Genomic DNA, 25,528 nt, shown 5'->3' with positions numbered 1-25,528 from the left:
AACTGAGGCACACGATTCACCCCCGGCGAGTCCGAGTCAAGGGACTCCGCCGAAGAATTGTCAGCGCTGTCAGTCCGGAGCCGTTCGACGGGCCGCGTCGCGACGGCGGGACGTCGCGACGCGGCCCGTGCTTCAGCCCCTCGGGTCCACCAGGACGGCGACCGTGCGCGCCGGGACTGTCACGGTGCCGTCGGCGGCCTCCCACTCCGTTTGCCGCACGACGGCGTCCGACCCGCGCGCCTGCACCCGGGAGAGCGCGTAGTCGCGGCCCGCGAGCTCCGGGACCTCGACGGTGGCCGACGTCGGCGACGCGTTGAACACCACCAGCACCCCGTCCAGCCTCCGGTCGACGTCGGTGGCGCCGGCCCGGTCGTCGATCGACATGGCGATCACGCCGGGCACGGCGCCCGGCCCCGAGCCCGGGAAGGTGACCTTCTGCTCGATCAGGTCGGCCGAGCCCAGCCGGAACAGCTCGGTCGAGTGCCGCAGCTCCAGCAGCTCGCGGGCCTGCGCCGAGGCGAACGCGATGTCGTCGGCGTCCGGCTTGAGGGCGGCGTCCGCCAGGAGGGGCCGCTGGTAGGGCCACTTGTCCTCGTTGTCGGCCGCCATCGGCAGGCCGCGGCCGAACCCGTTGTCCTTGCCCGACCAGTCGATCGTGTTGAACCAGTCGCCCGAGTCGTACGAGTTGCGGTCCAGCGACTTGGAGCGCAGCAGGTCCGTGCCCGCGTGCCAGAACGACGGCGACTGCGACAGCGCGGCCGTGGCCAGCGACACCGTGTTCATCCGCACCCGGTCGGTCATCGGGGTGTCGGCGGGCAGCTTGAGCGCGAGCAGGTCGAACAGCGTCTCGTTGTCGTGCGCGTCGACGTAGGTCACGACCTCCTCGGGCGAGTCCGCGTACCCGGCGGGCGAGCCCCGGTAGTCCAGGTCCTCGCCCCTGACCCGCTCCCCCGAAAAGGTCGTGACCTCGAAGGAGCGCAGGTTGCCGGCCAGCCCGAGCTTCACCAGGTCGGTCTGGTGCGCCAGGTCGGCGGCCTCGTCGGCCCCGCCGTCGTTGACGGTCGCCGGGTCGCCCAGCCGCGCGGTATTGCCGTTCGGGTCGGTGAACAGCCCTGTCCCGAAACCCTGGGTGAACAGGGACGCGCCGTCGACGGGCGAGCCGCCGTGGACGGCGTCGCGCAGGCGGTCGCTGAAGGTGCCGATGCCCGTGCCGCCGAGCTGGCCCTGCGTGGCCTGCTCGAAGCGGGCGTTGCCCGCGACCTCGCCGAAGTTCCAGCCCTCGCCGTACAGGTACACGCTCTTCCCGTCGACGCCGTCGCGCCGGAGCGTGAGCTCGTCGAGCGCCGCGCGGACCGCCTCCATGTTGGCCCGGGAGTGGTGGCCCATGAGGTCGAACCGGAACCCGTCCACGTGGTAGTCGCGAGCCCAGGTGACCACGGAGTCCACCATGAGCTTCTGGGCCATCGCGTGCTCCGTGGCGACGTTCTGGCAGCAGGTGCTGGTCTCGACCGCGCCGGTGGTCGCGTTCTGCCGGTGGTAGTAGCCGGGGACCACGCGGTCCAGCACCGACTTCGGGTCCTGGCCCGATGCCGCGGTGTGGTTGAAGACCTGGTCCAGCACCACCTGGAGGCCCGCGCCGTGCAGGTTGCCGACCATCGAGCGGAACTCGGCCACGCGCGCGCCGCCGTCGGCCCGGACCGCGTAGGAACCCTCCGGGGCCATGAAGTGGTACGGGTCGTAGCCCCAGTTGAAGGCGTCCTGGCCCTGCACCTCGGCGACGGCGGCCTGCTGCTCCGTGCCGTCGGGCGCGAACCCGGACAGGTCGCCCGTCGTGGTCTGGTCGGCGCGGTCCTCCGGGATCGTCGCGATGTCGAAGGTGGGCAGCAGGTGCACGGTGGTCAGGCCGGCGTCGGCCAGCGAGCGCAAGTGCGTCATGCCGTCAGAGCCCCGCACGCCGAACGCGCCGTAGGTGCCACGCAGGCGTTCGGGCACCGTCTCGTCGGAGCTGGAGAAGTCGCGCACGTGCAGTTCGTAGATCGTCTGGTCCACGGCGTCCTCGACGACCGGCGCGGGGGTGGTGCGCCAGACCCTGGGCTGCCACGCGGCCGCGTCCAGGTCGACGGCGACCGAGTGGGTCGAGTCGAGCGTGAGGCTCACCGAGTAGGGGTCGGTCACGACGTTGGTCTCGACCTGGCCGGTGCTCGGCACGTACACCTCGACGGCGTAGCGGTAGCGGACGCCCTGCCAGCTCGCTCCGCCGCCATGACCACCCTTCGGGCGCTCGAACCGGCTGTCGAGGCCGCGCACCGCCCTGCCGCCGTCGAGCGTCCAGGCGCCGTCGGGCTGCCGTTGCATCGCGAAGGTGCGCGGCTCGGTGTCCAGCGACACGCCGGCCGGCCAGGCCTGCAACGTCACCCCGCGGGCCGTCGGCGCCCAGAGGGCGAACGAGGCCTGCTTGCCGGCAGGCTTGCCGCCGTGGTTGCGGTCCTGGTCCTGCCAGGTCACGCCGAGCGTGCGGTCGGTCGCGAACAGGTCGTCCAGCACGCCCGGGAGCTGCACACCCGTGGTGGCGGTCAGGGTCTCGCCGTCGTGCCGGGTGAGGCGCAGCGCCCCCTGCAGGGCCGACGTCGCCGTGGCCCGGTCCATGCCCTCGACCTCCAGGGCGAGGTGGTTCGCCAGGTGCGGGAAGTCCTCGGCCACGTCGGCGGGCACGTCGCCGGAGCCGCCGGCCGGGCGCAGCGGGTACGACGTCGGCGCCTGCGGCGCGCCCGTCTCTAGCGCCCAGATGTCGCCTGTGCCGAAGTCGGCGGCGGGGACCAGGACCAGGCCCTCACGTACCCAGTGCGCGGCCTGCTGGCCCTCCCCGGGTGTGCCCGGCGTGCCGACCCGCACGCTGGGCACCTTGGTCTCCGGGTCCCACGTGAAGGTGACCGGGCCGCCGCCCGTGGAGTAGGGGATGTTGGCGCCGTCCCGCACGCCGTCGGCGCCGTAGTTCTCCGCCCAGGAGCCGTTCACGGCCACCTTGAACTCGTACGAGCCGGCGGGCAGCTCGAACGTGCCCGTGTAGGTGCCGTCGTCGGCGAGGGTGAGGCGGGCGGCTTCGCAGTCGGGCGTCCAGTCGCCGGCGCAGCCCATCTCGCTGTTGTGCGAGCCGGGCACGGTGACCAGGTCGATGTCCGGGTCGGTGGGGTCGTCGGCGACGCCGCTCACGTCCACGCCCACCGACGCGTACGAGCTGGCGGCCGCACGGTCGCCATCGGCGTCCCTGGTCACCGCGCGGTACTCGACGAGCGTGCCCTCGGGGAGCGTGTCGCCGCCGGGGCCGACGTCGTGGAACACGCGCGGTGTCGTGTCCTCCGCTGTACCCAGGTGGTGCCACTCGTCGGTGCCGACCGCGCGCCAGGCGAAGGAGGTCTCCGCCCAGGCGTCGTCGACCCCGGCGGCGACCGGGGCCACGCCGGTCACCGCGGCCCCCGGCCGGGCGCTCGTGCCGGGGACCACGGTGATGGTTCCGGCGGAGTCGGCGCCCACGGTCCGGTCGGCGACCAGCACGACGGCGGAGCGCGCCGGGACGGTGAGCGTCACCGCGCCGTCGGCGTCGGCCGTGACCGGGGTGTCGGTGCCGTACAGCGGGTCGAACGTCGCGCCCGGGGTGAGCGTGTCGAACGTGACCGTGCGCTGCTGTGCCGCGTTGTTGGCGGCGACCAGGTGCTCGACCTGCTCCTCGCGGTCGACGCGGGAGAACGCGTAGACGCCCGCGCCGTCCTCGGCGTAGCGCTCGATCTGGGCGCCGGTCGCCAGGGCCGGGTGCTCCTCGCGGAGCGCCGCGAGGGCGGCGATGTGCTCGTAGAGCGGCGCGTCGGTGTCGTACCGGTCCACGCTGCCGGCCTGCTCTCCCGTCACGAGCGGCTGGTTCGCGTACTCGTCGACCTGGGTCGCGAAGAGCGTCTGCCGGGCGTCCTTGTCGCCGCCCGTGCCGGCGAAGCCCTGCTCGTCGCCGTAGTAGACCACCGGCTGGCCGCGGGTGAGGTACATGAGCTCGTGCGCCAGCTCGTCGCGCTGGAGCGGGTTCTCGGCGCCCGCCAGCATGTAGCCGACGCGGCCCATGTCGTGGTTGCCGAGGAACGTCGGCAGGGCCGACGCGCTGCTGTCCGGCGTCGTGTACAGGTCGTCGGAGGCGTACAGGTCCGCGAGGCGCTGCGCGCTGTTGCCGCTCGCGTAGCTCGCGGCGGCCGACTGGAACGAGAAGTCGAGCACCGAGCTCATGTCCGTGCGGCGCACGTACGGGGAGGTCTTGGTGGCGTCGGCGTCGAACACCTCGCCGAACGTGAAGAACTCGTCCCTGCCCTGGGCGCGGGCGTAGTCCTGGATCTCGGTGCTCCACTCCTCCCAGAACTCGAAGTTCACGTGCTTGACCGTGTCGATGCGGAACCCGTCGATGCCGAGGTCGATCCACGCCTTGTAGATCTCCTCGAAGCCGTCGACGACGGTGGGGTGCTCGGTCATCAGGTCGTCCAGGCCGCTGAAGTCGCCGTAGGTGACGGACTCGCCGGACCAGGTCGAGTTGCCCCGGTTGTGGTAGAGCGTCGGGTCGTTGAGCCATGCCGGGACCTTGACGTCCTGGTCCTGCGGGTCGATCACCGGCGTGTACGGGAAGCTGGTCGCGGCGTCGAGCTCGGGGAAGCTGCCCGTGCCGGCGTGGTCAGCCGGGTCGAACGGGTTGCCGTCGGCGTCCGTGTACGGGGCCGTGGCCTGGTCCACGTAGTCGTAGGTGCCCTCGGCGTAGTCGACGACGTCGGCCGTGTGGTTGGTGATGATGTCGAAGTAGACCTTGAGGCCGCGCGCGTGGGCGTCGTCGATCAGCGCCTCCAGCTCGGCGTTGGTGCCGAGGTGCGGGTCGATCCGCGTGAAGTCGGTGATCCAGTAGCCGTGGTAGCCGGCGCTCACGTCGTTGCCGGAGCCCTGGACCGGGCGGTTGAGGAAGCTCGGGGTGAGCCAGATCGCCGTCGTGCCGAGGCCCTCGATGTAGTCGAGGTTCTCGCGCAGGCCGGCGAGGTCGCCGCCCTGGTAGAAGCCCTTGTCTTCTGGGTCGAAGCCGGTTTCGAGGCGGTCGCCGGTCAGGCCGCCGGTGTTGTTGGCGGGGTCGCCGTCGGCGAAGCGGTCGGTCATCACGAAGTAGAAGCGCTCGTCGCTGCCCGGCTGGCGGACGGGCTCGCGCAGCAGGGCGTCGTCGGCCTCCGTGTAGTCGCCGGCCAGGGTCAGCGGGGTCAGGGCGATACGGTGGGTCGTGTCGTCGTAGGTGACGCGAACCCGTGCCGCCCCGCCGAGGTGGAGCGGGACGTTGTCGGGGCCGCCGTCGCGGCCGTAGGACTCGTCCCACGAGTCGTTCAGCGCCGCCTTGTACTCGTAGGTGCCGGCCGGCAGCTCGAACTCCGCGGCGAAGGTGCCGTCTGCTTGGGGGGCCAGCTCGGTAGCCGCGCAGGCGGGGTCCCAGTCGGCGGCGCAGCCCAGCTCGTCCTGAAGGTTGCCGACCAGGGCGGCGGTGCGGTCCTCCGCATCGGTCACTCCGGCCGCGCCCGCGGGGGCGCTCGCCATGGCGGACGACGGCGGGCTCGCCGTGGCCGACGCCGATGCGGCAAGCCCGAGCGAGGCCACCAGGGTGACGACGCCGAGCGCGGCGGCCGCGCGGTGCCGTGCGGCACGCGGGACGTGCGGGCGGAGCTGAACCGGGCGCGGGCGCGCGGTGCGAGACATGGATGACCCCTTCGTCGTCCGGAACGCCAGTGTGGACCGAGCGCGACTGTAACGCTTGCAGAAGTTTGCAGCAAGGGTCCGCCTGGGCGAACTGACCGACCGCTCGCCGGGCCAGCAGAAAGGTCCGCCTCCGCCACGCTCTTGCGCACGGTTTCCGGTCGCGAAGCATGCGTAAGTGCGTGGTGGAGGCGGACCTGTTTCGTCCACGGGTCCGCGGTATCAGAGCGGGAGCTTGAAGCCCTCGTGCGACTGCTCGTAGCCGAGCGTGCGGTAGAAGCGGTGCGCGTCAGGGCGCTGCTTGTCGGAGGTGAGCTGGGCCAGGGCGCAGCCGCGCTCCCGGCCGCGCTCGTGGGCGTGCTCCATCAGGCGCCGGCCGATGCCCTGCCACCCTAGGCTGAGCCTGTGACCACCTCCCCCGCGGCCCCCGACCGCGCCCCGGACGCGGCCCCGCGCAGCTCGTGGCTCGCCCTGGCGGTGCTCATCCTCGGCGTGTCGATGGCTCTGCTCGACACGACCATCGTGAACGTCGCGCTGCCGACCATCCGCACGTCGCTCGACGCGTCGGAGGGCACGCTGTCCTGGATCATCTCTGGATACGCGCTGGCCTACGGGCTGGCGCTCATCCCCTCCGGCCGGGTAGGTGACCGGGTGGGCCACAAGTGGGTGTTCGTCGTGGGCCTCGCCGGGTTCACGCTCGCCAGCCTCTGGTGCGGCCTGGCGTCCGGTGCCGTCGAGCTCATCGTGGCCCGCGTGGTCCAGGGGCTGTGCGGCGGCATCTTCTTCCCCGCCGTGACCGCGCTGATCCAGCTCATGTTCGCCGGGCGCACGCGCGGCAAGGCGTTCGCGGTGATGGGCGCGTCCATCGGGTTCTCCACCGCGCTCGGGCCGATCATCGGCGGCCTGCTCATCGAGGCCTTCGGCGAGGACGAGGGCTGGCGCTCGATCTTCTTCGTCAACCTGCCCTTCGGGGTGATCGCCGTCGCCGCGGCGGTCGCGCTCGTGCCCCGGATCGTCGTGGGCACCACCGCGCGCGGGGTCGACGTCGTGGGCCTCCTGCTGGTGTCGGTGGCGCTCGTCGCGATCCTCGTGCCGCTCATCGAGGGCGAGGACGCCGGGTGGCCCTGGTGGACCTGGACGTCCCTGGGGGCCGGCCTGCTGCTGCTCGTCGGGTTCGCGTTCTGGGAGCGCGGGGTCGTGGCGCGGGGCGGCAACCCGCTCGTCCCGCCCCACCTGTTCTCGCACGCGGCGTTCACCGGCGGCGTCGTCCTCGCGCTCGTCTACTTCGCGGCCTTCACGAGCATCTTCTTCACCATCTCGATCTTCTGGCAGTCCGGGCTGGGCCACTCGGCCCTCGCCTCGGGCCTCGTTTCCGTGCCGTTCGCCATCGGCTCGATCGTCGGCGCCTCGCAGAGCGAGCGTCTGGCGCACCGGCTGGGACGCCTGGTGCTCGTCGTCGGCACGGCGATGGTCGCCGCAGGGCTCGTGTCGGTGTGGCTCGTGCTCTGGCTGGTGCCCACCGGCGACCTGAACCACTGGCACCTCGCGGCGCCGCTCCTGGTCGGCGGCATCGGCAGCGGCCTGTTCATCGCGCCGAACGCCCAGTTCATCGTCGCCACCGTGGACCGAGACGAGGCCGGTGCCGCCTCCGGAGTGATCGGCACCATGCAGCGGGTCGGCTCGGCGGCGGGTATCGCCGTCGTGGGCTCGGTGCTCTTCGGGTCGCTGACGTTCCCGCCCGGCCGCCCGACGCCCGACGTGGTCGCCGAGGCCTTCGGGCACTCGGCGACCCTGGCGATGGGCACCAGCGCCGCGCTCTCCGTGGTCGCTTTCCTGCTGGTCTTCGCGCTACCGCGGCGGGCTGACCCGCGCATGCCCGCGGCCTAGGCGGGTCAGCCCGCGAGGTGGCTCCACCGCGGCGCGAGGCCGGTCCACGGCCCGACGTCGGCCACCTTGCCCTCGACCAGCACCACCACCCGGTCGGCGCGGGCGAGCGCAGCACGCTTGGACGTCGCGCCGACCACCGTGGTACCCCGCTCCCGCAGGGCGGCCCACAGCTCGATCTCGGTCGAGGCGTCCAGCGCGCTGGAGACGTCGTCCGCGAGCAGGAGCTCGGTGTCCGCGGCGAGCGCCCGCGCGAGCGCGAGCCGCTGCACCTGACCGCCGGAGAGGCGCACGCCGCGGTGCCCCACGAGGGCGTGCGGGCCGCCCGCCTCCTCCATGTCCTGCCCGAGCCGCGCACCCTGGACCGGGCCGACGATGTCGCGCGCGTGGTCGAGGCGCACGTTGTCGGCGAACGAGCCGGACAGCACGCGCGGCACCTGGGCCACGTGCGCCACCTGGCCGGGGCGCAGGAACGCCTGCGCGTCGGTCACCTCGGTCCCGTTCCACAGGATGTCGCCCGTGTGCTCCATGAGCCCGGCCAGCGCGGACAGCAGCGACGACTTGCCCGACCCGACCTGCCCGAGCAGCAGCACGAGCTCCCCGCGGCGGATCTCCAGGTCGACGTCGGAGACGCCGATCGTGCCGTCGTCGTGCACGGCGGTCACGTCCCGCAGCTCCAGGCGGTCCAGGGGCTCGCGGCGGGCCGGCTCGGGTGCGGGCGCAATGCCCGTCACCAGGTCGACCCCGGGCTGGGACGAGACGAGGTCGGCCCCGTCGGCGAACCGGGCGGTCGCCACCTGCCACGCGCGCGTGCCCGGCGCCTCGGTCACCACGGCGCCCGCCACGACGCCGAACCACGCGAAGCCGGTCACGGCGTTGGCGACGAGCAGCGTCGTGGCCAGGTCCCATCGGTCGGTGAGCAGGAACGCCCACGCGGCGACGACGCCCACGTACAGGGTCACGATCGGCACCGAGTCCAGCACCGCCTGCACGCGGTGCTCGAAGATCGCGGCGCGCACCCGGCCCGAATCGACCTCGCCCAGGTGCCGCCGCACGTCCGGCGTGCGGGCGGCGAGCTTCACCGTGCGTGCCGAGTCCAGGGCCGAGACGAGGGCGCGGCCGAACCGGGCCCGGGCGGCTGAGGAGCCGGCGGCCGAGCGGCCGGCGATCGGGCGCCCGATGGCCGAGGCACCCGCCGAGATCACCATCACGGCCAGCAGCACCGCCCCGGCTGTCCACGTCCCGCTGATCAGCGCCGTCGCGACCACGATCAGGAGGCCGTTGACGAAGTCGACCCAGCGGTCCGCGTACCGCACGAACCGGTCCGCGTCCATGGACCGGGCCACCACCTCGCCGGGCGGCGTGGCCGGGAGCCGGTACTGGCGGGTCTGCCCGTGCATGACCGACATGCGGATCCGCAGCAGGATCTCGATCCACCAGCGCGGGTACACGCCCAGCGCGCGGGAGATGAACAGCGGCTGCGCGAGCAGCAGCAGGGCGAGCGCGACGAGCAGGCCGACGGGCAGGTCGCCCGACTGCAGCTCCTCGACCGTGCGCCCCCACAGGAAGCCGCTCACCGCGCCCTGGGCCGCCACGAGGCTCGCCAGGAAGAACAGGAGGGCGCCGACCACGCCCCACAGCGGGCGCACGACCAGCGCGTGCAGCACGCCGCGCGCAAGGCTCGGCCCGTTGCCCGGCTGCGGCAGGTCGGGCGGAGTGCCCGTCCGGCGGCGGCCGCCGACCGCGTCCACCTCGGCGGCGGTCTCGCCGCCCGACGCTCCGTCCCCATCGGGTCCGCCGTCGCTCTCGGCAGGCGTGGCGGGGGCGACGACGGACTGGGCGTGGGCGTCGGCGGAGGCATCGGCCCCGCCCCTGGATGCGGCGTCGTCCAGGGCCCCGTCGGCCGCCCCCGCCTCCAGGAGCGTGCGGAACGGCCCCGGCGTGCGGGCGAGCACCGCGCGCCGGCCCTGCTGGACCACGCGGCCGTGATCGAGCACGGCCACGAGGCCGGCCCGCTCGATGGTGCTGAGCCGGTGCGCGATCAGCACGCCGGTCCGCCCGGTGAGCAGCCGGTCGGACGCCGCGACGACGCGCGCCTCGGTGAGCGGGTCCATCCGCGCGGTCGCCTCGTCGAGCACCACGAGCTGCACGTGCCGCACGAGGAGCCGCGCGAACGCCACAAGTTGCTCCTCGCCCGCGGACAGCGTGGTGCCGCCGGGGCCGAGGAGGGTGTCGAGGCCGTCGGGCATGCCCGCCACCCAGTCGGTCAGGCCGAGCTCGCGCACCGCACCCTCGATGTCCGCGCGCGGTACGTCCGCGAACAGCGCGATGTTCTCCGCGAGCGTGCCCGCGATGATCTCCGTGCGCTGGGTGACGACGCCCACCGCGCCGCGCAGCTTCTGCAGGTCCAGGTCGCGCACGTCGGCGCCGCCGAGGAACACCGTCCCGCGCTCGGGCTCCATGGCCCGCGACAGCAGCGCGGCGAGCGTCGACTTGCCCGAGCCGGTGCGCCCGACGAGCGCCACCGTCTCTCCCGCCGGGACCGTCAGGTCGACGTCGGCCAGGGCAAACGTGCCCTCCGCGTACGCGAAGCTCAGGTCGCGCAGCTCGAGGTCGAGCGGCCCGTCCGGCACGTCGTCACCGCCCTCCGGCTCCGGCTCCACCGCGAGCATCTGCCGCAGGCGCAGCACCGCGCCGAGGCCCTCCTGGATGTCCGGCAGGTGGTGGACGAGGTTGTCCATCTGGCCCACGAACATCGCGGTGACCAGGAACAGCGTGACGAGCTGCCCCACGGACAGGTCGCCGGCGAAGGCCATCAGCGCGCAGACCACCGCGGTCCCCGCGAGCAGCGAGTACATCACCAGGCCGGCACGCCGCAGCAGACGCTCCTCGACCCGCACCACCTCACGGAACTTGCGGTGCACCATCGCGGAGAGCTGTGCCAGGCGCCGCACGGCGAAGGCCTGGCCCAGGCTGGTGCGCAGGTCGTTCCGGGCGGCGACCGCCTCCTCGAAGGCCGCCGCATGGTCGGTCCACGCGGCCTCCTCGATCACCTTGCGGCGTGCGATCTCGCCGAGCAGCGGCCGGACGAGCAGGCCGACGATCGCGCCGAGCACGGGGAACAGGAACCACGCGGGCCACCAGGTGATACCGGCGACTATCCACATGGGCACGGTGCCGACGACCGTACGTCCGGCACCCCAGAGCTGGCGGCGCACCAGGGTGCCGACGGCGTGCGTGTCGTCGTCGACGCGGTCGAGGACCTCACCCACCGCCTGCTCGGACAGCGTGGCGAGCGGCTGCCGGAGCGCCGCGCTGAGCAGGTCGCTGCGCAGCTTGCCCTCCGCGCGGTCCACGACGCCGGCCCAGACCACCTGCCCGACGCCGTCGAGCAGCGCGCCGCCCACGACGCACAGGGCGAGCAGCAGCAGGCCGGCGACGGTGGCGTGCTCGGCCAGCTCGCCGGCGGCGGCCGTGCCGAGGGCCTGGCCGACGGCGCCGGCCGCGAGCGCCAGCAGCGCGAGGACGGCGACCGGACCGCGCAGGCGCCGCCAGTCGAGCCGGCGTTCCGGCTCGTCCATCGGGACGGGCGCAGGACGCGGCGACGCCTCGGGAACGGGCGTGGTGTCTGGGGTCTGCGGCGCGTCGATCATGGTTTCCTGAGGCTACGTCGAGACACCGACAGTCCCTGCCTCTTTTTCCACAGAGCGACGCACGTCACGCCGCCGGTCAGGAACCGGCGCACACGTCAGACGCCCAGGTCGCCGGAGCGGCCTGAGCGTCTGACGGGTGGCGCGGGAGGCGACGTCAGAGGGACGCGAGGGCCTCGTTGAAGGTCGCGCTCGGGCGCATCACCGCAGTCGCCTTGGCGTCGTCCGGCCGGTAATACCCGCCGATGTCGGCCGGCTTGCCCTGGACCGCGAGCAGCTCGTCCACGATCGCCTGCTCGCCGGCGGCCAGCGCCTCGGCGAGCGGCTTGAAGGTGGCGGCCAGCTCGGCGTCGTCGGACTGCGTGGCCAGCTCCTGCGCCCAGTACAGGGCGAGGTAGAAGTGCGAGCCGCGGTTGTCGATGGTCCCCAGACGACGGCCGGGCGAGCGGTCCTCGTTGAGGAACGTCCCCGTGGCGCGGTCCAGGGTGTCGGCCAGCACCTGGGCGCGGGCGTTGCCCTCCCGCACGGCGAGGTGCTCGAAGGACGCGGCCAGCGCGAAGAACTCGCCGAGCGAGTCCCAGCGCAGGTAGTCCTCCTCGACGAGCTGCTGCACGTGCTTCGGGGCCGAGCCGCCGGCGCCGGTCTCGAACAGGCCGCCGCCGTTCATGAGCGGCACGATCGAGAGCATCTTGGCCGACGTGCCGACCTCGAGGATCGGGAACAGGTCGGTGTTGTAGTCGCGCAGCACGTTGCCGGTCACCGAGATGGTGTCCAGGCCCTGGCGGATGCGCGCGAGCGAGAACGCCGTCGCCTCCGCCGGGTCCATGACGTGGATCTCGAGGCCCTCGGTGTCGTGCTCCGGAAGGTACTGCTCCAGCTTCTGGATCAGGTTCGCGTCGTGCGCGCGGCGCGAGTTCAGCCAGAACACGGCGGGGGTCTGCGAGAGGCGGGCCCGGGTCACGGCCAGCTTGACCCAGTCGCGGATCGGGGCGTCCTTGGTCTGGCAGGCGCGCCAGATGTCACCGGCGCGGACGGCGTGCTCCATCAGCACCGCACCCGCGCCGTCCAGCACACGAACCACGCCGTCGGCCGCGATCTCGAAGGTCTTGTCGTGCGAGCCGTACTCCTCGGCGGCCTGCGCCATGAGGCCTACGTTCGGGACGGAGCCCATCGTGGCCGGGTCGAGGGCGCCGTTGGCGCGGCAGTCGTCGATCACCGTCTGGTAGATCCCGGCGTAGGACGAGTCGGGGATCACGGCGAGGGTGTCCGCCTCCTCGCCGTCCGGCCCCCACATGTGGCCGCCGATGCGGATCATGGCGGGCATCGAGGCGTCGACGATGACGTCGGACGGGACGTGCAGGTTGGTGATGCCCTTGTCCGAGTTGACCATGGCCATCTTCGGGCCGTCGGCCAGCGCGGCGTCGAACGCGGCGCGGATCTCCGCGCCGTTCGGCAGCGCCGCCAGGCCGGCGAAGATGCCGCCCAGGCCGTCGTTGGCCGACAGGCCGGCGGCGGCCAGGTCCTGGCCGTACTTCTCGAAGACCGGCTTGAAGAACGCCTTCACCACGTGGCCGAAGATGATCGGGTCGGAGACCTTCATCATCGTGGCCTTGAGGTGCACCGAGAACAGGACGCCCTCGGCCTTCGCCCGCTCGATCGACTCCGCGAGGAACACGTCCAGCGCGGCCGCGTCGAGGAACGTGCCGTCGACGACCTCGCCCGCCAGGACCTTCAGCCCGTCCTTGAGGACGGTCACCGTGCCGTCGGCAGCGACGTGCTCGATGCGCAGGGTGTCGTCGGCCGGGATGATCACGGACTTCTCGTTCGAGAAGAAGTCGTCGTGACCCATGGTCGCCACGTTCGTCTTCGACTCCGGCGTCCACGCGCCCATGCGGTGCGGGTGCGCCTTCGCGTAGTTCTTGACCGACGCCGGGGCGCGGCGGTCGGAGTTGCCCTGGCGCAGCACCGGGTTCACCGCGGAGCCCATGACGCGGCCGTAGCGCTCGCGCGCGTCCTTCTGCTCGTCGGTCTCGACGCTCTCCGGGAAATCCGGGAGGTCGTAGCCGAGGCTCTGAAGCTCCGCGATGGCCGCCTTGAGCTGCGGCACCGACGCCGAGATGTTGGGCAGCTTGATGATGTTCGCCGACGGGTCGTGCGCTATCTCGCCGAGCTCGGCGAGGGCGTCCGGCTGGCGCTGCTCGTCCGTGAGCCGCTCCGGGAACTGCGCGATGATCCGGCCGGCGAGCGAGATGTCGCGGGTCTCGACGTCCACACCGGCCTTGGCCGCGTAGGCCGAGACGATCGGCAGGAACGAGTACGTCGCCAGAAGCGGGGCCTCATCCGTGTGGGTATAGATGATCGTGGACATGGGTGTGGCTGACTCCCCGGGTTAGTGGAATGTGCCGATCTCTCGATATCAAGATACCTGAGAGGCCCGGTCTCCCCGGAATCACGAGACGCACCTCACCCCACGCCGGGTCAGGCGTACGGGTCCCGTACGCCTGACCTGCGCGTCGCAGCGGGGCCGTCAGATGAGGCCGAGGGCACGGACGGCGTCGCGCTCCTCCGCGAGCTCGGCGACGCTCGCGTCGATCCGGGCGCGGGAGAACTCGTCGATCTCCAGGCCCTCGACGATCTTCCACTCGCCGCCGTCCGACGTCACGGGGAACGAGGAGACGAGCCCCTCCGGGACGCCGTACTCGCCCGACGACCACAGGCCCGCCGACGTCCAGTCGCCCTCGGGCGTGCCGAGCGTCCAGTCGCGCACGTGCGCGATGGCCGCGTTCGCCGCCGACGCCGCCGACGACGCCCCGCGTGCCTGGATGATCGCGGCGCCCCGCTTGGCGACGGTCGGGATGAAGTCGTCCGTGAGCCAGGCGGTGTCCGCGGCGACGTCGGCGGCGGGGCGGCCGCCGACCTCCGCGTGGAACAGGTCGGGGTACTGCGAGGCGGAGTGGTTGCCCCAGATGGTGAGCTTCTTGATGTCCGCGACCGGCGTCCCCGTCTTGGCCGCGACCTGCGAGAGCGCGCGGTTGTGGTCCAGGCGGGTCATCGCGGTGAACCGGGTGGACGGCACGTCGGGGGCGTTCGACGCCGCGATGAGGGCGTTGGTGTTGGCGGGGTTGCCGACCACGAGCACGCGGACGTCGTCCGCGGCGCCGTCGTTGATCGCGCGGCCCTGCGGGCCGAAGATGCCGCCGTTGGCCTCGAGCAGGTCGGCGCGCTCCATCCCGGCGCCGCGCGGGCGCGCACCCACGAGGAGGGCGACGTTGACGCCGTCGAAGGCCTTGACCGGGTCGTCGAAGATCTCGACGCCGGCGAGGTTCGGGAAGGCGCAGTCGTCGAGCTCCATGGCGGTACCCTCTGCGGCGGCGACGGCCTGCGGGATCTCCAGGAGGCGGAGCCGTACCGGCGTGTCCGCGCCGAGCATCTCGCCCGCGGCTATGCGGAAGAGGAGCGCATACCCGATCTGGCCAGCGGCTCCGGTGACGGTGACATTCACGGGTTCAGTCATGGGCCCCACTCTTGCACAAAGGATGCCGTCCCCGTCAGCGCGGGTACGGTGAAGAAAAAGCCCGCGCGTGTTCAGGTTTTGCTCAGGCGGGTAATGGCAGGATGTGCGCGACATCGCACTGCACGCTGCCATGACGCGCACCGCACCGGTGTGCCACTGAAAGGATCTGACTTCATGTCCCAGGACCTCGCCGCGACCAGCGGCGCCACCGAGGTCGAGGAGCAGTCGCCCAGCCTCCTCTCCCGCCTGCTCGCCGAGACCTTCGGCACGTTCCTGCTGACGCTCGTGATCGTGGGTGTGCTCGTCTATAGCCCGCTGAACACGGTCGGCGGGCTCGGCGTGGCGATCGGCGCTGGCTTCGCCTACATCGCGGGTGCCTCGGCCGTCGGCCGGGTCTCCGGCGCGCACTTCAACCCGGCCATCTCGCTGGGTGCCTGGCTCGGCGGCCGGATCTCGGTCAGCAGCATGTTCAGCTACTGGGGTGCCCAGCTCGTCGGCGCGATCCTCGCCGCCGCCGTGCTGTTCGCGACGGTGCCGCAGACGCTCCTGTCGCTGATGGGCCAGGAGACCACGCCCGACGCCTTCGACTCGGCCGTCAACGGCTTCGCCGAGCACTCCCCGCTCTACCTGCAGACGCAGGGCCAGGCGCAGTTCGACTGGCTCCCGGCGCTGCTGGTCGAGGTCATCGTCTCCGCGGTGCTGGTCGGCGTGTACCTGGGCGTCAACGACCCGCGCAGCAGGATCGGCTACGCCCCCGTCGCCGTGGGCCTCAGCATCGCCGCGCTGACGCTGGTCTCGTGGTTCGTGACCAACACCGGCATGAACCCGGCCCGCTCCACGGCCGCCGCGCTCTTCGCGAACGACTGGGGCGGCGACGGCTCCGGCCGCCAGCTCTGGCTGTTCTGGATCGCCCCGCTCGTCGGTGCGGCCCTGGCCGCGCTGTTCTACCGCGCGTTCGCCTCGGCCGAGCCGGAGGCGGCCGAGGAGCTCGAGGAGGACGACGACGAGGACGACGACGACCTCGACGAGATCGAGGAGCAGGAGCTCGTCACCGCGCCGTCCACCGCCACGGCCGAGGAGCCCGCCTCGACCGTCTCGGGCCCCGACGCGACCGAGGCCGAGAAGAAGGCCGACGACAAGGCCTGACCGCTCGCAGCACGTGCACGACGCCAGAGGCCGCACCTCCCGCACAGGAGGTGCGGCCTCGCTCGGTCCCGACCACCCGAACGTTGGGCCGGGCGGCGGTTCCGGGAGACCGCCCGCCACCGCTACGATCCGGAATCATGGCCGACACCAGGCAGACGCCCCGCGACGCGACCGAACCGGCCGCGCCGGAGCCGGAGACGACGGCCGCGACGGACTCCAGGCAGACGGCCGGCCCGCCGGCTGAGGCGACCGAGCCCGAGGCCGGCACGCCGGACGCGACGTCGTCCGGCGACGGCGAGGGCACGCCGTCGGAGAAGACGCCGGACCAGGCGGGCGACGCGCCGAAGGCCGGCGACGACACGTCCGAGGCCGCCGACGAAACACCCGAGGCCGCGGACAACGAGCCCGGCAAGCCGGACGCGACGTCGTCCGACGAGGGCTCCGGCACCGGGGCCAGCTCCGCCGACGCCTCCGAGCTGCCCTACCCGACCCGCGTCGGCTGGGTGGTCGCGGCGTTCCTGCTGTTCTGGCCGCTCGCGATCCCCGCCCTCGTGCACTCGATGCGCACCGTCGAGGCCAACGGCACGGGCAACGTGCGCCGCGCGAAGAAGTCCTCGCTGCGCACCCTCGACTTCTCCGTGGGCGCCGTCGCCGTCGGCGCGGTGGGGATCGTCGGCCTGGCGATCGGCCTCGCGGCCGCGCCCACCTACGCGGCGTCGCTCCCGCCGGAGCTCGTCTCGACCGCCCGGTCGTTCGTCCCGCCGGCTCTGGCGGGCCCGCTCGGGCTCACGCCGGCCGACGACGGCCCCGTGCTCACCGCCCCGACGCCGTCCGCCACGCCGGTCCCCGACGGCGGCGCGACGGCCGAGCCGTACCAGGACCCCTACGCCGATCCGTACGCGGAGGACCCGGCGACCGAGCCGGACGTCCTGCCGACCCCCGACCGCGAGCTGGACCTGGGCGAGGACCCCGGTCCGTCGTCGGACACCACGGCGACCGCCGGGGCGGAGATCCCGGACCTGCAGGTGGGCGACTGCTTCGACACCGCGGCGACCGCGGGCCAGAGCACGCTGTACCGGATCCCGGTGGTGCCGTGCACCACTGCGCACGGCGGGGAGATCTACGCCGAGACGACGGCGCCCGACAGCCTCGGGCAGGGCGGCGAGCCGCCGACCCAGCAGGCGCTGTGGGACGCCGCCGACGCGTACTGCTACCCGCAGTTCGCGCGGTTCGTCGGCAGGCAGTGGGCCAAGTCGGAGCTGCTGTACTGGCCGATCGCGCCGTCGGAGGAGAGCTGGGCCGAAGGTGACCGGCGCGTGCTGTGCGTGGTCGAGTCGGAGGAGCTGGTGACCGGCTCGCTGGAGGGCGCGGAGCGCTGAGGCGGCCCGCCGCTGTCGGGCGCTGACGCGCCCACGCCGTCAGATCCAGTCAGATGTGCCGAGCGTCAGATGCTGGGCGTCGCCACCGCGAGCGCGCCGATCAGCACGGCGGTGCCGCCGTACAGCACGATGTCGACGGTCCGCGTGCGGATGACGAGCCCGACCGGGCTGTCGAGCACCGCGCGGAAGATCGCGCACACCACGAGAACCACGCTGATGCCGATCGCCCCGACCCGCGCGCCAGTGACCATGCCGAGCAGGACCGAGAGCACGACACCACCGAGGACGAGCCAGATCGCCAGGTTGCTGCGCTGCAGCTCCGGCGTCATGTCGGAGACCTCGCCGCTGACGGCCTCACTGCGGTCGAGCTCCTGGCTGGTCGTGGTGGCGGCCGTCGTCGGACCGGCCTCTGCGGTGCGTTCGAGCGTAGCCGTTCCGGCCGAACCCGGCTCGAGGAGCGTCGTGGCACCGGGGGCGGTCCGCGTCTCACTGAGATCCACGGCACGAGGGTACAACCGAAACGTCGCGATTCTGTGTGCCGTGACCGGCTTGCAACCTGAATGACAGCACGTGCCCAGGTTGTCTCCCGGGTTGGCGGAGCGCGAGTTACCGTGAGGTCCATGCCCTCGCGTTCAGCTCAGGTCCCCCGCAGCGTCGTCGTCGTGGGTGCGGGGCTCTCGGGCGCACAAACGGCCGCTGCGCTGCGGAAACACGGGTTCGAGGGGCACCTGACGGTGCTCGGCGCGGAGGGCCTGCCGCCCTACGACCGCCCCCCGCTGTCCAAGGAGCTGCTCAAGCGCACGGAGCCGGTCTGGCTCTCCGACGACCTCGGCATCGACCTCACCACGCTCGCCGACGACCTGCGGCTCGCCGACCCGGCCACCCGCCTCGAGGTGGACCGGGAGCGGGCGGTGGTCCGGACGGCGTCGGGCGACTCGATAGTGGCCGACGTCGTGGTGCTCGCCTGCGGCAGCGCCGCCGTCCGCCCCGCCGGCTGGGACGCGGCGGTCACGTTGCACACGGCTGCCGACGCCGAGCGCCTGCGCGCCGCCGTCGTGCCGGGGATGCGGCTCGTGGTGGTGGGCGCCGGGTGGATCGGCGCGGAGGTCGCCGGCGTCGCGGCGGGCGCCGGCGCGCGCGTCACGGTCGTGGAGGCCGGCCCGGTGCCGCTCGAACGGCAGCTCGGCCGCAAGGTCGGCGGCCTCCTCGCGCCCTGGTACGACGACGCGGGGGTCACCCTGGTCACGGGCGTCGCCGTCGACCAGGTGCGGCCGCGCGACGACGGGCAGGACGGCGGGACGGTGACCCTGGCCGACGGGCGGGTGCTGGAGGCCGACCTCGTGCTGGCCGCCGTGGGCGCGCGGCCGGCGACGGGCTGGCTCGCCGGATCGCTGCCGCTCGACGCGAACGGCGGGCTGCGGGTCAACCGCGCGGGCCGGCTCATGGGGCTGCACTCGCCGACCGACCGGGCGGGCCGGCTGCACCTCGACGCGCTGCGCCGCGTCTGGGCCGTCGGCGACATCGCGACGCGCGAGCACCCGGTGTTCGGGCCGGTCCCCGGCGGGCACTGGTCGGCGGCGCTGCACGACCCCGAGCCGACGGTCCGGGCCCTGCTGGGCCTCGACGAGCGCGCAGCGGAGCCCGAGCACGTGCGCGAGCGGCTGGGGCTCGCCCCGGTTCCGGCGCACGCGCCGTACGTCTTCTCGCAGCAGCTCGGGCACGACCTGGCGCTCTTCGGCGTGCCGTCGCCGTTCGACGAGGTGGTGCTGCGCGGCGGCCCGGCGGCCGACCGTCCGGGGGCGGACGGTCGGGCCTCGGACGAGCCGGCAGCGAACAGCCCGGCGGCGTACGGGCGGGTGGCGGACGGGCGAGCGTCGGGCGGCTGGGCCGCGCTCTACCTGGAGCGGGCGCTCGACCGGCACCCCCGCCGGACCCCGGACGGCCACCGCGTGGCGACCGTCCGGGCCCTGCTGCTCGTCGACTCACCGCGCGAGGTGGGGCAGGTGCGCAAGCTGATGAACCGCGGCGTGCCGCTGGAGGTCGACCTGGACCGCGCCCTGGACCCGGCGGTCAAGCTGAAGGACGCCGTCGTCTGAGCCGGACGCGCGCCCCCAGCCAGGTGAATCAGTGGGCGAAGTGCCGCGTGCCCGTGAGGTACATGGTGATCCCGGCCGCCTCCGCCGCCTTGACGACCTCGTCGTCCCGGATCGAGCCGCCCGGCTGCACCACTGCGGTCACCCCGGCGTCGAGCAGCACCTGGAGGCCGTCCGCGAAGGGGAAGAAGGCGTCCGACGCCGCGACGGCACCCCTCGCCCGCTCGACGCCGTCGGCCAGGGTGTTCGCGCGCTCGACCGCGAGGCGGCACGAGTCCACGCGGTTCACCTGACCCATGCCGATGCCGACGGCCGCCCCGTCGCGCGCCAGCAGGATCGCGTTCGACTTGGCGGCGCGCACCGCCCGCCAGGCGAAGACGAGGTCGGCGAGCATCTTGGGCGAGGCGGCCTCGCCGGTCGCGAGGGTCCAGTTCTCCAGGGCGTCGCCCGGCGCCTGGAACCGGTCGGTGGCCTGCATCAGGAGCCCGCCCGAGATGGGCCGGGTCTCCACGACCGCGGACGGCGCCTTGGGCACGACCAGCAGCCGGACGTTCTTCTTGGCCCGCAGGATCTCCAGCGCGTCCGGCTCGAAGCCCGTCGCCACGACCACCTCGGTGAACACCGGCGCGATGTGCTCCGCCGTCGCCGCCGTGATCACGCCGTTGGCGGCGATCACACCGCCGAACGCGCTGACCGGGTCCGTGGCGTGCGCCTTGACGTACGCGTCGGTGATGTGGGCGCCGACGGCGATCCCGCACGGGTTGGCGTGCTTGACGATCGCCACCGCCGGGCCCTCGTGGTCCCAGGCGGCCCGCCATGCGGCGTCGGCGTCCACGTAGTTGTTGTAGCTCATGGCCTTGCCGTGGAGCTGCTCGGCCTGGGCCAGCCCGGTGCCGCCGTCGCCGCGCGTGTACAGGGCGGCGCGCTGGTGCGGGTTCTCGCCGTAGCGGAGCACGTCCGACCGGTCCCAGGTGCCGCCGACCCAGGCGGGGAAGCCGGAGTGCTGCGGCTCGCCGTCGACCGTCACCTCGTCCGTGGGCGACACGATGTTGCCCATCCACGAGGCCACGGCGACGTCGTACGTCGCGGTGTGCACGAAGGCCTGCGCGGCGAGCGCCTTGCGCTGCGCGTAGGTGAACCCGCCCGCACGGACGGCGTCGACGACGGCGGAGTAGGCGGCCGGGTCCACGACCACGGCGACCGACGGGTGGTTCTTCGCGGCGGCGCGCACCATGGACGGTCCGCCGATGTCGATCTGCTCGACGACGGCGTCCGGCCCGGCGCCCGACGCGACCGTCGCCGCGAACGGGTAGAGGTTGACGACGACGAGCTCGAACGGCGCGATGTCGAGCTGCGCGAGCTGGTCGAGGTGGTCCTGCTTGCGGGTGTCGGCGAGGATGCCGGCGTGCACGCGCGGGTGCAGCGTCTTGACGCGGCCCTCCAGGCACTCGGGGAAGCCCGTGAGCTGCTCGACCGGGGTGACGGGGATGCCGGCCTCCGTGATCTTCGCCGCGGTGGAGCCGGTCGAGACCAGCTCGACGCCTGCGCCGTGCAGCGCGGTGGCGAGCTCGATGAGGCCGGTCTTGTCGTAGACGCTCAGCAGGGCGCGCCGCACGGGTCGCTGCGAGTCGTCGGTGAGCTGGACGTCGGGGGTGGACGGTGCGCCGGACATGGCGGTTCTCCTCGGAGGTAGCTTCGCGGAAAACCCTGGCACCCAGGCGGGCGGCGCGCATCACGGGTCGCTCGGCCGCTCCCCGGTGGTGACCCACCCTCGCCAGTCACGGCCATGCGCAGTCTAGCGGGGCGGCGGTACCGGCCCGGGCCTTGCGCCGCACCCCGGGTGGCTCACGGACTCACTTCAGACCCACCGAAGCGCTGCCGGATCCCAACGCACTCCTCCGGAGGTGGAGTCGTGTCCCGCGACGGGATCGACGAACGAACAGGCCGCTTCCAGGGCATCGGCAAACTCTTCGGGCGCAATGTCCTCCAGCCCGTTCTTGCGCCGCCATGCCGCATACTTCGCCTGCCCGGTCGTCCCGTAGTCGGGCTCCAGCACGTCCCGGAGAGGACGAAGTACAACCCCCCGATGTTTGGCGACAACGTCGAGCGACGCCCTCAGCTCGACGGCGCCAAAGGAGAGCAGGTGGCTGATCGTTCGCAGATCGACGAAGTCCCGCCAACGAGTGGACGCCGCCCCGCGCGCGATCGCAGTCACATACTTCTCGGCGACAACCATGGCCGGCGGGTAGCCAAGGACGGCTACGTCCTTGTAGAGCATGAGCATCTCGGCGGCCGCGCGGCCGTGCCGCACCGCGAGGCGCCGTACTGCGAAGTACCTGTCTCGGCCGACTTCGGCGGCGTCACCCCGGATATCGGAAGCGCGAGGCGTGACGCCTGGCGAGTTCGGGCTCACGTGAGGAACTCCAATGCTGTACGTAGTGGACCTTCCGCCCTGGGAAGCCGACGAGCGATACGGAGCAGCTCGGCGGGATGGTTGCCACGACCCGTCAACCACACACGCAACGCGTCTATACCTGTCTCATATCCCGTGACGTTCCGCATCCTGAAGGCATCGACGATGCATCGCGCCGGCGAGTAGATCGCGATCGACGCTTGCGGAGACGCCCCGGCGATCGCCTCAGATCCGCGCTCGATCTCAAAAGTGGCTTCGTCGAACGCATGCCATCGTGCGGGCGCGCGTAGATTCGGGCGGTGGCTGCCTCGCGGAAGCGCCAGATCGTGAGCCGCCGGAATGTCGTCGATCAGCTCATGGCGCGCAAGCGCGCTGGTCAGGCACAGCGTCGCGCGGGGCGCCTTTGTCGCGATCTCTAGCAAGTCCAGATCCCCATCTGCCTCAGCGGGCAGGTACAGCCCCCGCGACAACTGGATCAGCCGTCCTGTGTCGACCATCCGTCGCAGCGCGTGCGAGTTGATCCCCGCCGCGCGCGCCTCGGCCGCCCGGAACGCCGTCGCGCCGTCAAGAAACCGGTCCGCCGACATGCTCGGCCTCCTTCTCAAACTCTCTACATGAAACCATGGATGACGAGAGTTTGAGAAACCTTCTCCCACCCCACGGCCCTTCCACCCGGCCAAGGTCTTGCAGTACGCACCGGGTTCAGGAGTAGGTTGGCGGCAACCGGACGATGGAGTCCGGTTGCCGCTCGGACTACATCCGATGCGGCCGAACCCCATGAAGGGACCCCACGATGGCGCACGAAGAAGTGGTCGACGTACTGGTGGCGGGGACCGGCGCCGCAGGGCTCAGCGCGGCGATCGCCGCCGCCGACGCGGGGGCGAAGGTGCTGGTCGTCGAGTCGGCGGACCGGTGGGGCGGCACCACGATGCGCAGCGGCGGCGGGCTGTGGCTGCCGGCCAACCCGGTGATGCGCCGCGCGGGGATCGCCGACTCCCGCGCGGAGGCGCTGACCTACATGGCCGCGGCGATCGGCGACGTCGGCCCGACGAGCTCCGCCGCCCGGCGCGAGGCGTTCGTCGACACCGTCGGCGAGGTGGTCACCGCGCTGGAGCGGCACGGGATGCGCTGGTCGCCCGCGAAGAAGTACCCCGACTACTACCCCGAGCGGCCCGGCGGCAAGATCGGTCGCTCGATCGAGCCCCGGCCGTACGACACCAGGCGGCTCGGCGACTGGATCGAGCGGTCCCGCGTGGGGGACGGCGTGCCGCTCCCCGTCCTGAACGACGACTTCTACGAGCTGAGCCGGGCCTGGTCCACCGTATCGGGCTTCGTGCGCGGCGCCCGGCTGGTGTTCCGCGTGCTGGGCGGCCTGCTCACCGGCAAGAAGCTGGTGGGCATGGGCGCGGCCCTGGCCTGCTCGCTCATGGAGATCGTGCGGGAGCAGGGCACGGAGGTGCGGCTCAGCACGCCGCTGGTCGAGCTGCTGGTGGAGGACGGCGTGGTGGCCGGCGCCGTCGTCGGCTCGCCGCAGGGCCGGCGCACGATCCGGACGCGGGGCGGCGTCGTCCTGGGCGCGGGCGGGTTCGCGCACCGGACCGAGTGGCGACTCCGCCTACGACCGCTACTACTCCGACCCGAACGTGCGGCCCAACCCGAACCTCGCGCCGATCGAGCGCGGCCCGTTCTCCGCGCTCCGGATCGTGCCAGGCGACCTCGGCACCAAGGGCGGGCTGCTCACCGACGAGCATGCGCGGGTGCTGCGCGAGGACGGCTCGGTGCTGCCGGGCCTGTACGCGGCGGGGAACACGACGGCGTCGGTGATGGGGCGCACCTACCCGGGGCCCGGCTCGACGATCGGACCGGCGGCGGTGTTCGGCTGGATCGGCGGTGGGCACGCGGCGCGGCGCCGCTCGTCGTGAGCCGGGAGGCGGGCGCTCCGGAGGGCGGGGGCGCTATCCGGCGTCGGGAATCCGTACCTCGAAGCCGAGCAGCTCCCAGGCGCGCGCCGCGCGGCGGGCGCGCACCTCCGCCCCGGCCTGCGACAGCCCGCCGGCCACCATCGCCACGGCGAGCAGCAGGTCGTCCGACGTCGTCCCCGCCGGGACCTCGCCCGCCGCGAGCGCACCCTCCAGCCGGGTGGCCAGCACCGCGGCGACGCGCTCGCCCAGCGCGACCACGCGCTCGTCCGGCACGCCGGACCGGACCAGGTCCACGAACCCGACCGAGTCGACGGCGTGCCGGGTGACCAGCCCGAGCAGGTCGGGCAGCGCGGCATCCGGCGTGGCGGCCAGCTCCTCGACCGCCACCACCTGCTCCTCGAAGACGGCGACCACGAGGTCCAGCCGCTCGGGGAAGTGCCGGTAGAGGCTGCCCTGCCCGACGCCGGCGCGCCTGGCGACCGCACTGAGCGGCGCGTTGGTGCCCGCCGACCCGAAGACCTCGCGCGCGGCCGCGAGCAGCGCCGCACGGTTGCCCGCCGCAGCGCGGGGTCCGAGGTTGGGCGCTCCCCCGCGGCGCCGCGGGCTGCGAGGAACCTCACTGGGGCGGGGATCGCGAAGTACACCGGTCATGGCGGTAGTGTAGGTACCGGACAGAGTTGTCCGGTACCAGATCGTCCGAGGAGCACACCATGGCACTGACCGTTCATTCCACCGTCGGCGAGTGGCTCGACCACCCCGTCGGTGCCCAGATCCTCGCCGGCCTCCTCGCGCAGGGCGGGGCCACGCCGGACTCGCTCATCCCCGCCCGCGGCCTCCCGCTGGAGCAGCTCGTCGCGCTGTCGGGCGGCCGGTTCCCCGCCGAGGCGCTCGAAGGGATGATGGCCGCGTACCGGGCGGCCGCGCCCGAGGAGGCGGCGTCCGGGGAGGCCGCGTCCGCGGAGGCCGCCCAGGGCTCGCCGGCCGCGGCCGGCTGGGCCGAGGAGATCACGCCCGGCCGGTTCGCCGGCCAGACCGTCGTCGTCACGGGCGCGGCCTCCGGCATCGGCCGGGCCGTCGCGTCCCGCGTGGCCCGCGAGGGCGGCCGGGTCGTGGCCGCGGACATCTCGGCGGACCGGTTGGACGAGCTCGTCGCCGCGCTGACCAGCCTCCCGGCGGGCGCGGAGGTGGTTCCCGTGGCGGGAGACATCTCGAACCAGGACGACGTCGCGCGCATCGTCGACGCGGCGGGCGACCGCATCGATGCCCTGGCCAACGTCGCGGGGATCATGGACGACATGTCCGCCGTGCACGAGGTGAGCGACGCGATGTGGGAGCGGGTGCTGCGGGTGAACCTCGAGGGCACGATGCGGCTCACCCGCGCCGTCGTACCGAGCATGCTGGCGGCGCGCGCGGGGCGCATCGTCAACGTGGCTTCCGAGGCCGGGCTGCGCGGCTCGGCCGCCGGCGCCGCCTACACCGCGTCGAAGCACGCGGTGGTGGGCCTGACCAGGTCGACAGCCGTCATGTACGCGAAGAACGGGATCCGGGCCAACGCGGTGGCGCCCGGCGGCGTCGCGACCGGCATGCCGGTGCCAGAGGCGGCCGAGTTCGGCGGACCCGTCCTGCGGCCCTACCAGGCCAACATCCCGAGCCTGGCCACGGCAGAGCAGCTCGCCGCCTCGATCACCTTCCTCCTGTCGCGGGACTCGGTGAACGTCAACGGCACGGTCGTCGCGTCGGACGGCGGCTGGTCCGCCGTCTGAACCTCAGGTGGCC

General features: G+C 73.0%; 16 protein-coding genes, 1 pseudogene and 1 riboswitch. Of the genes and pseudogenes, 7 read left to right on the top strand and 10 right to left on the bottom strand.

The genetic code is table 11. From position 1 onward, the window contains the following. Window positions 1-132 precede the first annotated feature (132 nt). Both pulA and AC0QU1_RS04625 read right to left on the bottom strand, forming a co-directional pair. Window positions 133-5,754, bottom strand: a complete 5,622-nt coding sequence (gene pulA / locus AC0QU1_RS04630) for a pullulanase-type alpha-1,6-glucosidase (protein ID WP_483574721.1) — start codon at window positions 5,752-5,754, stop codon at window positions 133-135. Window positions 5,755-5,973: 219 nt separating this feature from the next. Then, on the bottom strand, window positions 5,974-6,132 hold the full coding sequence (locus AC0QU1_RS04625; protein WP_483576626.1) for a GNAT family N-acetyltransferase: 159 nt from the start codon (window positions 6,130-6,132) through the stop codon (window positions 5,974-5,976). Window positions 6,133-6,156: 24 nt separating this feature from the next. Between AC0QU1_RS04625 and AC0QU1_RS04620 the strand changes: the two genes are divergently transcribed. Then, on the top strand, window positions 6,157-7,638 hold the full coding sequence (locus AC0QU1_RS04620) for an MFS transporter (protein WP_483574719.1): 1,482 nt from the start codon (window positions 6,157-6,159) through the stop codon (window positions 7,636-7,638). A 5-nt stretch (window positions 7,639-7,643) separates the two neighbouring features. Here AC0QU1_RS04620 and AC0QU1_RS04615 read toward each other — a convergent pair whose 3' ends face one another. From AC0QU1_RS04615 to AC0QU1_RS04605, 3 genes are all read right to left on the bottom strand, one after another. Continuing rightward, a complete protein-coding gene (locus tag AC0QU1_RS04615; RefSeq protein WP_483574717.1) occupies window positions 7,644-11,288 on the bottom strand; it encodes an ATP-binding cassette domain-containing protein in 3,645 nt (1,214 codons plus the stop codon). Between the two features lie 154 nt (window positions 11,289-11,442). After that, window positions 11,443-13,653, bottom strand: a complete 2,211-nt coding sequence (locus AC0QU1_RS04610; RefSeq protein WP_483574715.1) for an NADP-dependent isocitrate dehydrogenase — start codon at window positions 13,651-13,653, stop codon at window positions 11,443-11,445. Window positions 13,654-13,812: 159 nt separating this feature from the next. Then, the gene (locus AC0QU1_RS04605) at window positions 13,813-14,799 is read right to left on the bottom strand and encodes a malate dehydrogenase (RefSeq protein WP_483574714.1); all 987 of its coding nucleotides are present in this window, start codon (window positions 14,797-14,799) and stop codon (window positions 13,813-13,815) included. 174 nt (window positions 14,800-14,973) lie between these two features. Here AC0QU1_RS04605 and AC0QU1_RS04600 point away from each other — a divergent pair, with 174 nt between their 5' ends. Both AC0QU1_RS04600 and AC0QU1_RS04595 read left to right on the top strand, forming a co-directional pair. Continuing rightward, the gene (locus tag AC0QU1_RS04600) at window positions 14,974-15,945 is read left to right on the top strand and encodes an MIP/aquaporin family protein (RefSeq protein ID WP_483574712.1); all 972 of its coding nucleotides are present in this window, start codon (window positions 14,974-14,976) and stop codon (window positions 15,943-15,945) included. 137 nt (window positions 15,946-16,082) lie between these two features. Beyond that, window positions 16,083-17,324, top strand: coding sequence for a septum formation family protein (locus AC0QU1_RS04595; RefSeq protein WP_483574711.1), 1,242 nt, complete (start codon window positions 16,083-16,085; stop codon window positions 17,322-17,324). 65 nt (window positions 17,325-17,389) lie between these two features. Here AC0QU1_RS04595 and AC0QU1_RS04590 read toward each other — a convergent pair whose 3' ends face one another. Beyond that, window positions 17,390-17,824 (bottom strand): DUF3017 domain-containing protein, encoded by a 435-nt coding sequence (locus AC0QU1_RS04590; RefSeq protein ID WP_483574709.1) that lies wholly within the window; start codon window positions 17,822-17,824, stop codon window positions 17,390-17,392. A 120-nt stretch (window positions 17,825-17,944) separates the two neighbouring features. Here AC0QU1_RS04590 and AC0QU1_RS04585 point away from each other — a divergent pair, with 120 nt between their 5' ends. After that, entirely contained in the window at window positions 17,945-19,420 is a 1,476-nt protein-coding gene (locus AC0QU1_RS04585) for an FAD-dependent oxidoreductase (RefSeq protein ID WP_483574708.1), read from the top strand. A 28-nt stretch (window positions 19,421-19,448) separates the two neighbouring features. Here AC0QU1_RS04585 and purH read toward each other — a convergent pair whose 3' ends face one another. The 3 genes from purH to AC0QU1_RS04570 all read right to left on the bottom strand — a co-directional run bounded on the left by purH (window position 19,449) and on the right by AC0QU1_RS04570 (window position 22,417). Beyond that, window positions 19,449-21,089 carry a bifunctional phosphoribosylaminoimidazolecarboxamide formyltransferase/IMP cyclohydrolase gene (purH, locus tag AC0QU1_RS04580; protein ID WP_483574707.1) on the bottom strand — a complete coding sequence of 547 codons (1,641 nt, stop codon included), beginning with the start codon at window positions 21,087-21,089 and terminating at the stop codon, window positions 19,449-19,451. 33 nt (window positions 21,090-21,122) lie between these two features. Further along, window positions 21,123-21,209: riboswitch (ZMP/ZTP riboswitch) on the bottom strand. Between the two features lie 66 nt (window positions 21,210-21,275). Next, the gene (locus tag AC0QU1_RS04575) at window positions 21,276-21,830 is read right to left on the bottom strand and encodes a nucleotidyl transferase AbiEii/AbiGii toxin family protein (protein ID WP_483574706.1); all 555 of its coding nucleotides are present in this window, start codon (window positions 21,828-21,830) and stop codon (window positions 21,276-21,278) included. Further along, entirely contained in the window at window positions 21,827-22,417 is a 591-nt protein-coding gene (locus AC0QU1_RS04570) for a type IV toxin-antitoxin system AbiEi family antitoxin domain-containing protein (RefSeq protein ID WP_483574705.1), read from the bottom strand. Before AC0QU1_RS04570 ends, AC0QU1_RS04575 begins: the two co-directional genes overlap by 4 nt. Window positions 22,418-22,623: 206 nt before the next feature. Between AC0QU1_RS04570 and AC0QU1_RS04565 the strand changes: the two are divergent. After that, window positions 22,624-23,409 (top strand): annotated as a pseudogene (locus tag AC0QU1_RS04565) (FAD-dependent oxidoreductase); the annotation flags it as partial. Window positions 23,410-23,473: 64 nt separating this feature from the next. Continuing rightward, window positions 23,474-23,752, top strand: coding sequence for an FAD-binding protein (locus AC0QU1_RS04560; protein ID WP_483574703.1), 279 nt, complete (start codon window positions 23,474-23,476; stop codon window positions 23,750-23,752). Window positions 23,753-23,785: 33 nt separating this feature from the next. Here the strand turns inward: AC0QU1_RS04560 and AC0QU1_RS04555 are convergent, their stop codons facing one another. Then, window positions 23,786-24,403: a TetR/AcrR family transcriptional regulator gene (locus AC0QU1_RS04555; RefSeq protein ID WP_483574702.1), complete on the bottom strand. Its 618-nt coding sequence runs from the start codon at window positions 24,401-24,403 to the stop codon at window positions 23,786-23,788. 59 nt (window positions 24,404-24,462) lie between these two features. Between AC0QU1_RS04555 and AC0QU1_RS04550 the strand changes: the two genes are divergently transcribed. Next, complete coding sequence (locus tag AC0QU1_RS04550) at window positions 24,463-25,515, top strand: SDR family NAD(P)-dependent oxidoreductase (RefSeq protein WP_483574700.1); 1,053 nt, start codon at window positions 24,463-24,465, stop codon at window positions 25,513-25,515. The last annotated feature ends 13 nt before the right edge of the window (window positions 25,516-25,528 follow it).

This window comes from Promicromonospora noduliphila (genome assembly GCF_056951025.1).
This window is presented reverse-complemented; position numbering and strand designations above follow the sequence as displayed.

Excerpts from the sequence above, each read along its gene's own strand:
- AC0QU1_RS04550 (WP_483574700.1), top strand. The coding sequence starts at position 24,463 with ATGGCACTGACCGTTCATTCCACCGTCGGCGAGTGGCTCGACCACCCC.
- AC0QU1_RS04555 (WP_483574702.1), bottom strand. The coding sequence starts at position 24,403 with ATGACCGGTGTACTTCGCGATCCCCGCCCCAGTGAGGTTCCTCGCAGC.
- AC0QU1_RS04615 (WP_483574717.1), bottom strand. The coding sequence starts at position 11,288 with ATGATCGACGCGCCGCAGACCCCAGACACCACGCCCGTTCCCGAGGCG.
- AC0QU1_RS04570 (WP_483574705.1), bottom strand. The coding sequence starts at position 22,417 with ATGTCGGCGGACCGGTTTCTTGACGGCGCGACGGCGTTCCGGGCGGCC.
- AC0QU1_RS04585 (WP_483574708.1), top strand. The coding sequence starts at position 17,945 with ATGCCCTCGCGTTCAGCTCAGGTCCCCCGCAGCGTCGTCGTCGTGGGT.
- purH (WP_483574707.1), bottom strand. The coding sequence starts at position 21,089 with ATGTCCGGCGCACCGTCCACCCCCGACGTCCAGCTCACCGACGACTCG.
- AC0QU1_RS04610 (WP_483574715.1), bottom strand. The coding sequence starts at position 13,653 with ATGTCCACGATCATCTATACCCACACGGATGAGGCCCCGCTTCTGGCG.
- pulA (WP_483574721.1), bottom strand. The coding sequence starts at position 5,754 with ATGTCTCGCACCGCGCGCCCGCGCCCGGTTCAGCTCCGCCCGCACGTC.
- AC0QU1_RS04595 (WP_483574711.1), top strand. The coding sequence starts at position 16,083 with ATGGCCGACACCAGGCAGACGCCCCGCGACGCGACCGAACCGGCCGCG.
- AC0QU1_RS04605 (WP_483574714.1), bottom strand. The coding sequence starts at position 14,799 with ATGACTGAACCCGTGAATGTCACCGTCACCGGAGCCGCTGGCCAGATC.
- AC0QU1_RS04600 (WP_483574712.1), top strand. The coding sequence starts at position 14,974 with ATGTCCCAGGACCTCGCCGCGACCAGCGGCGCCACCGAGGTCGAGGAG.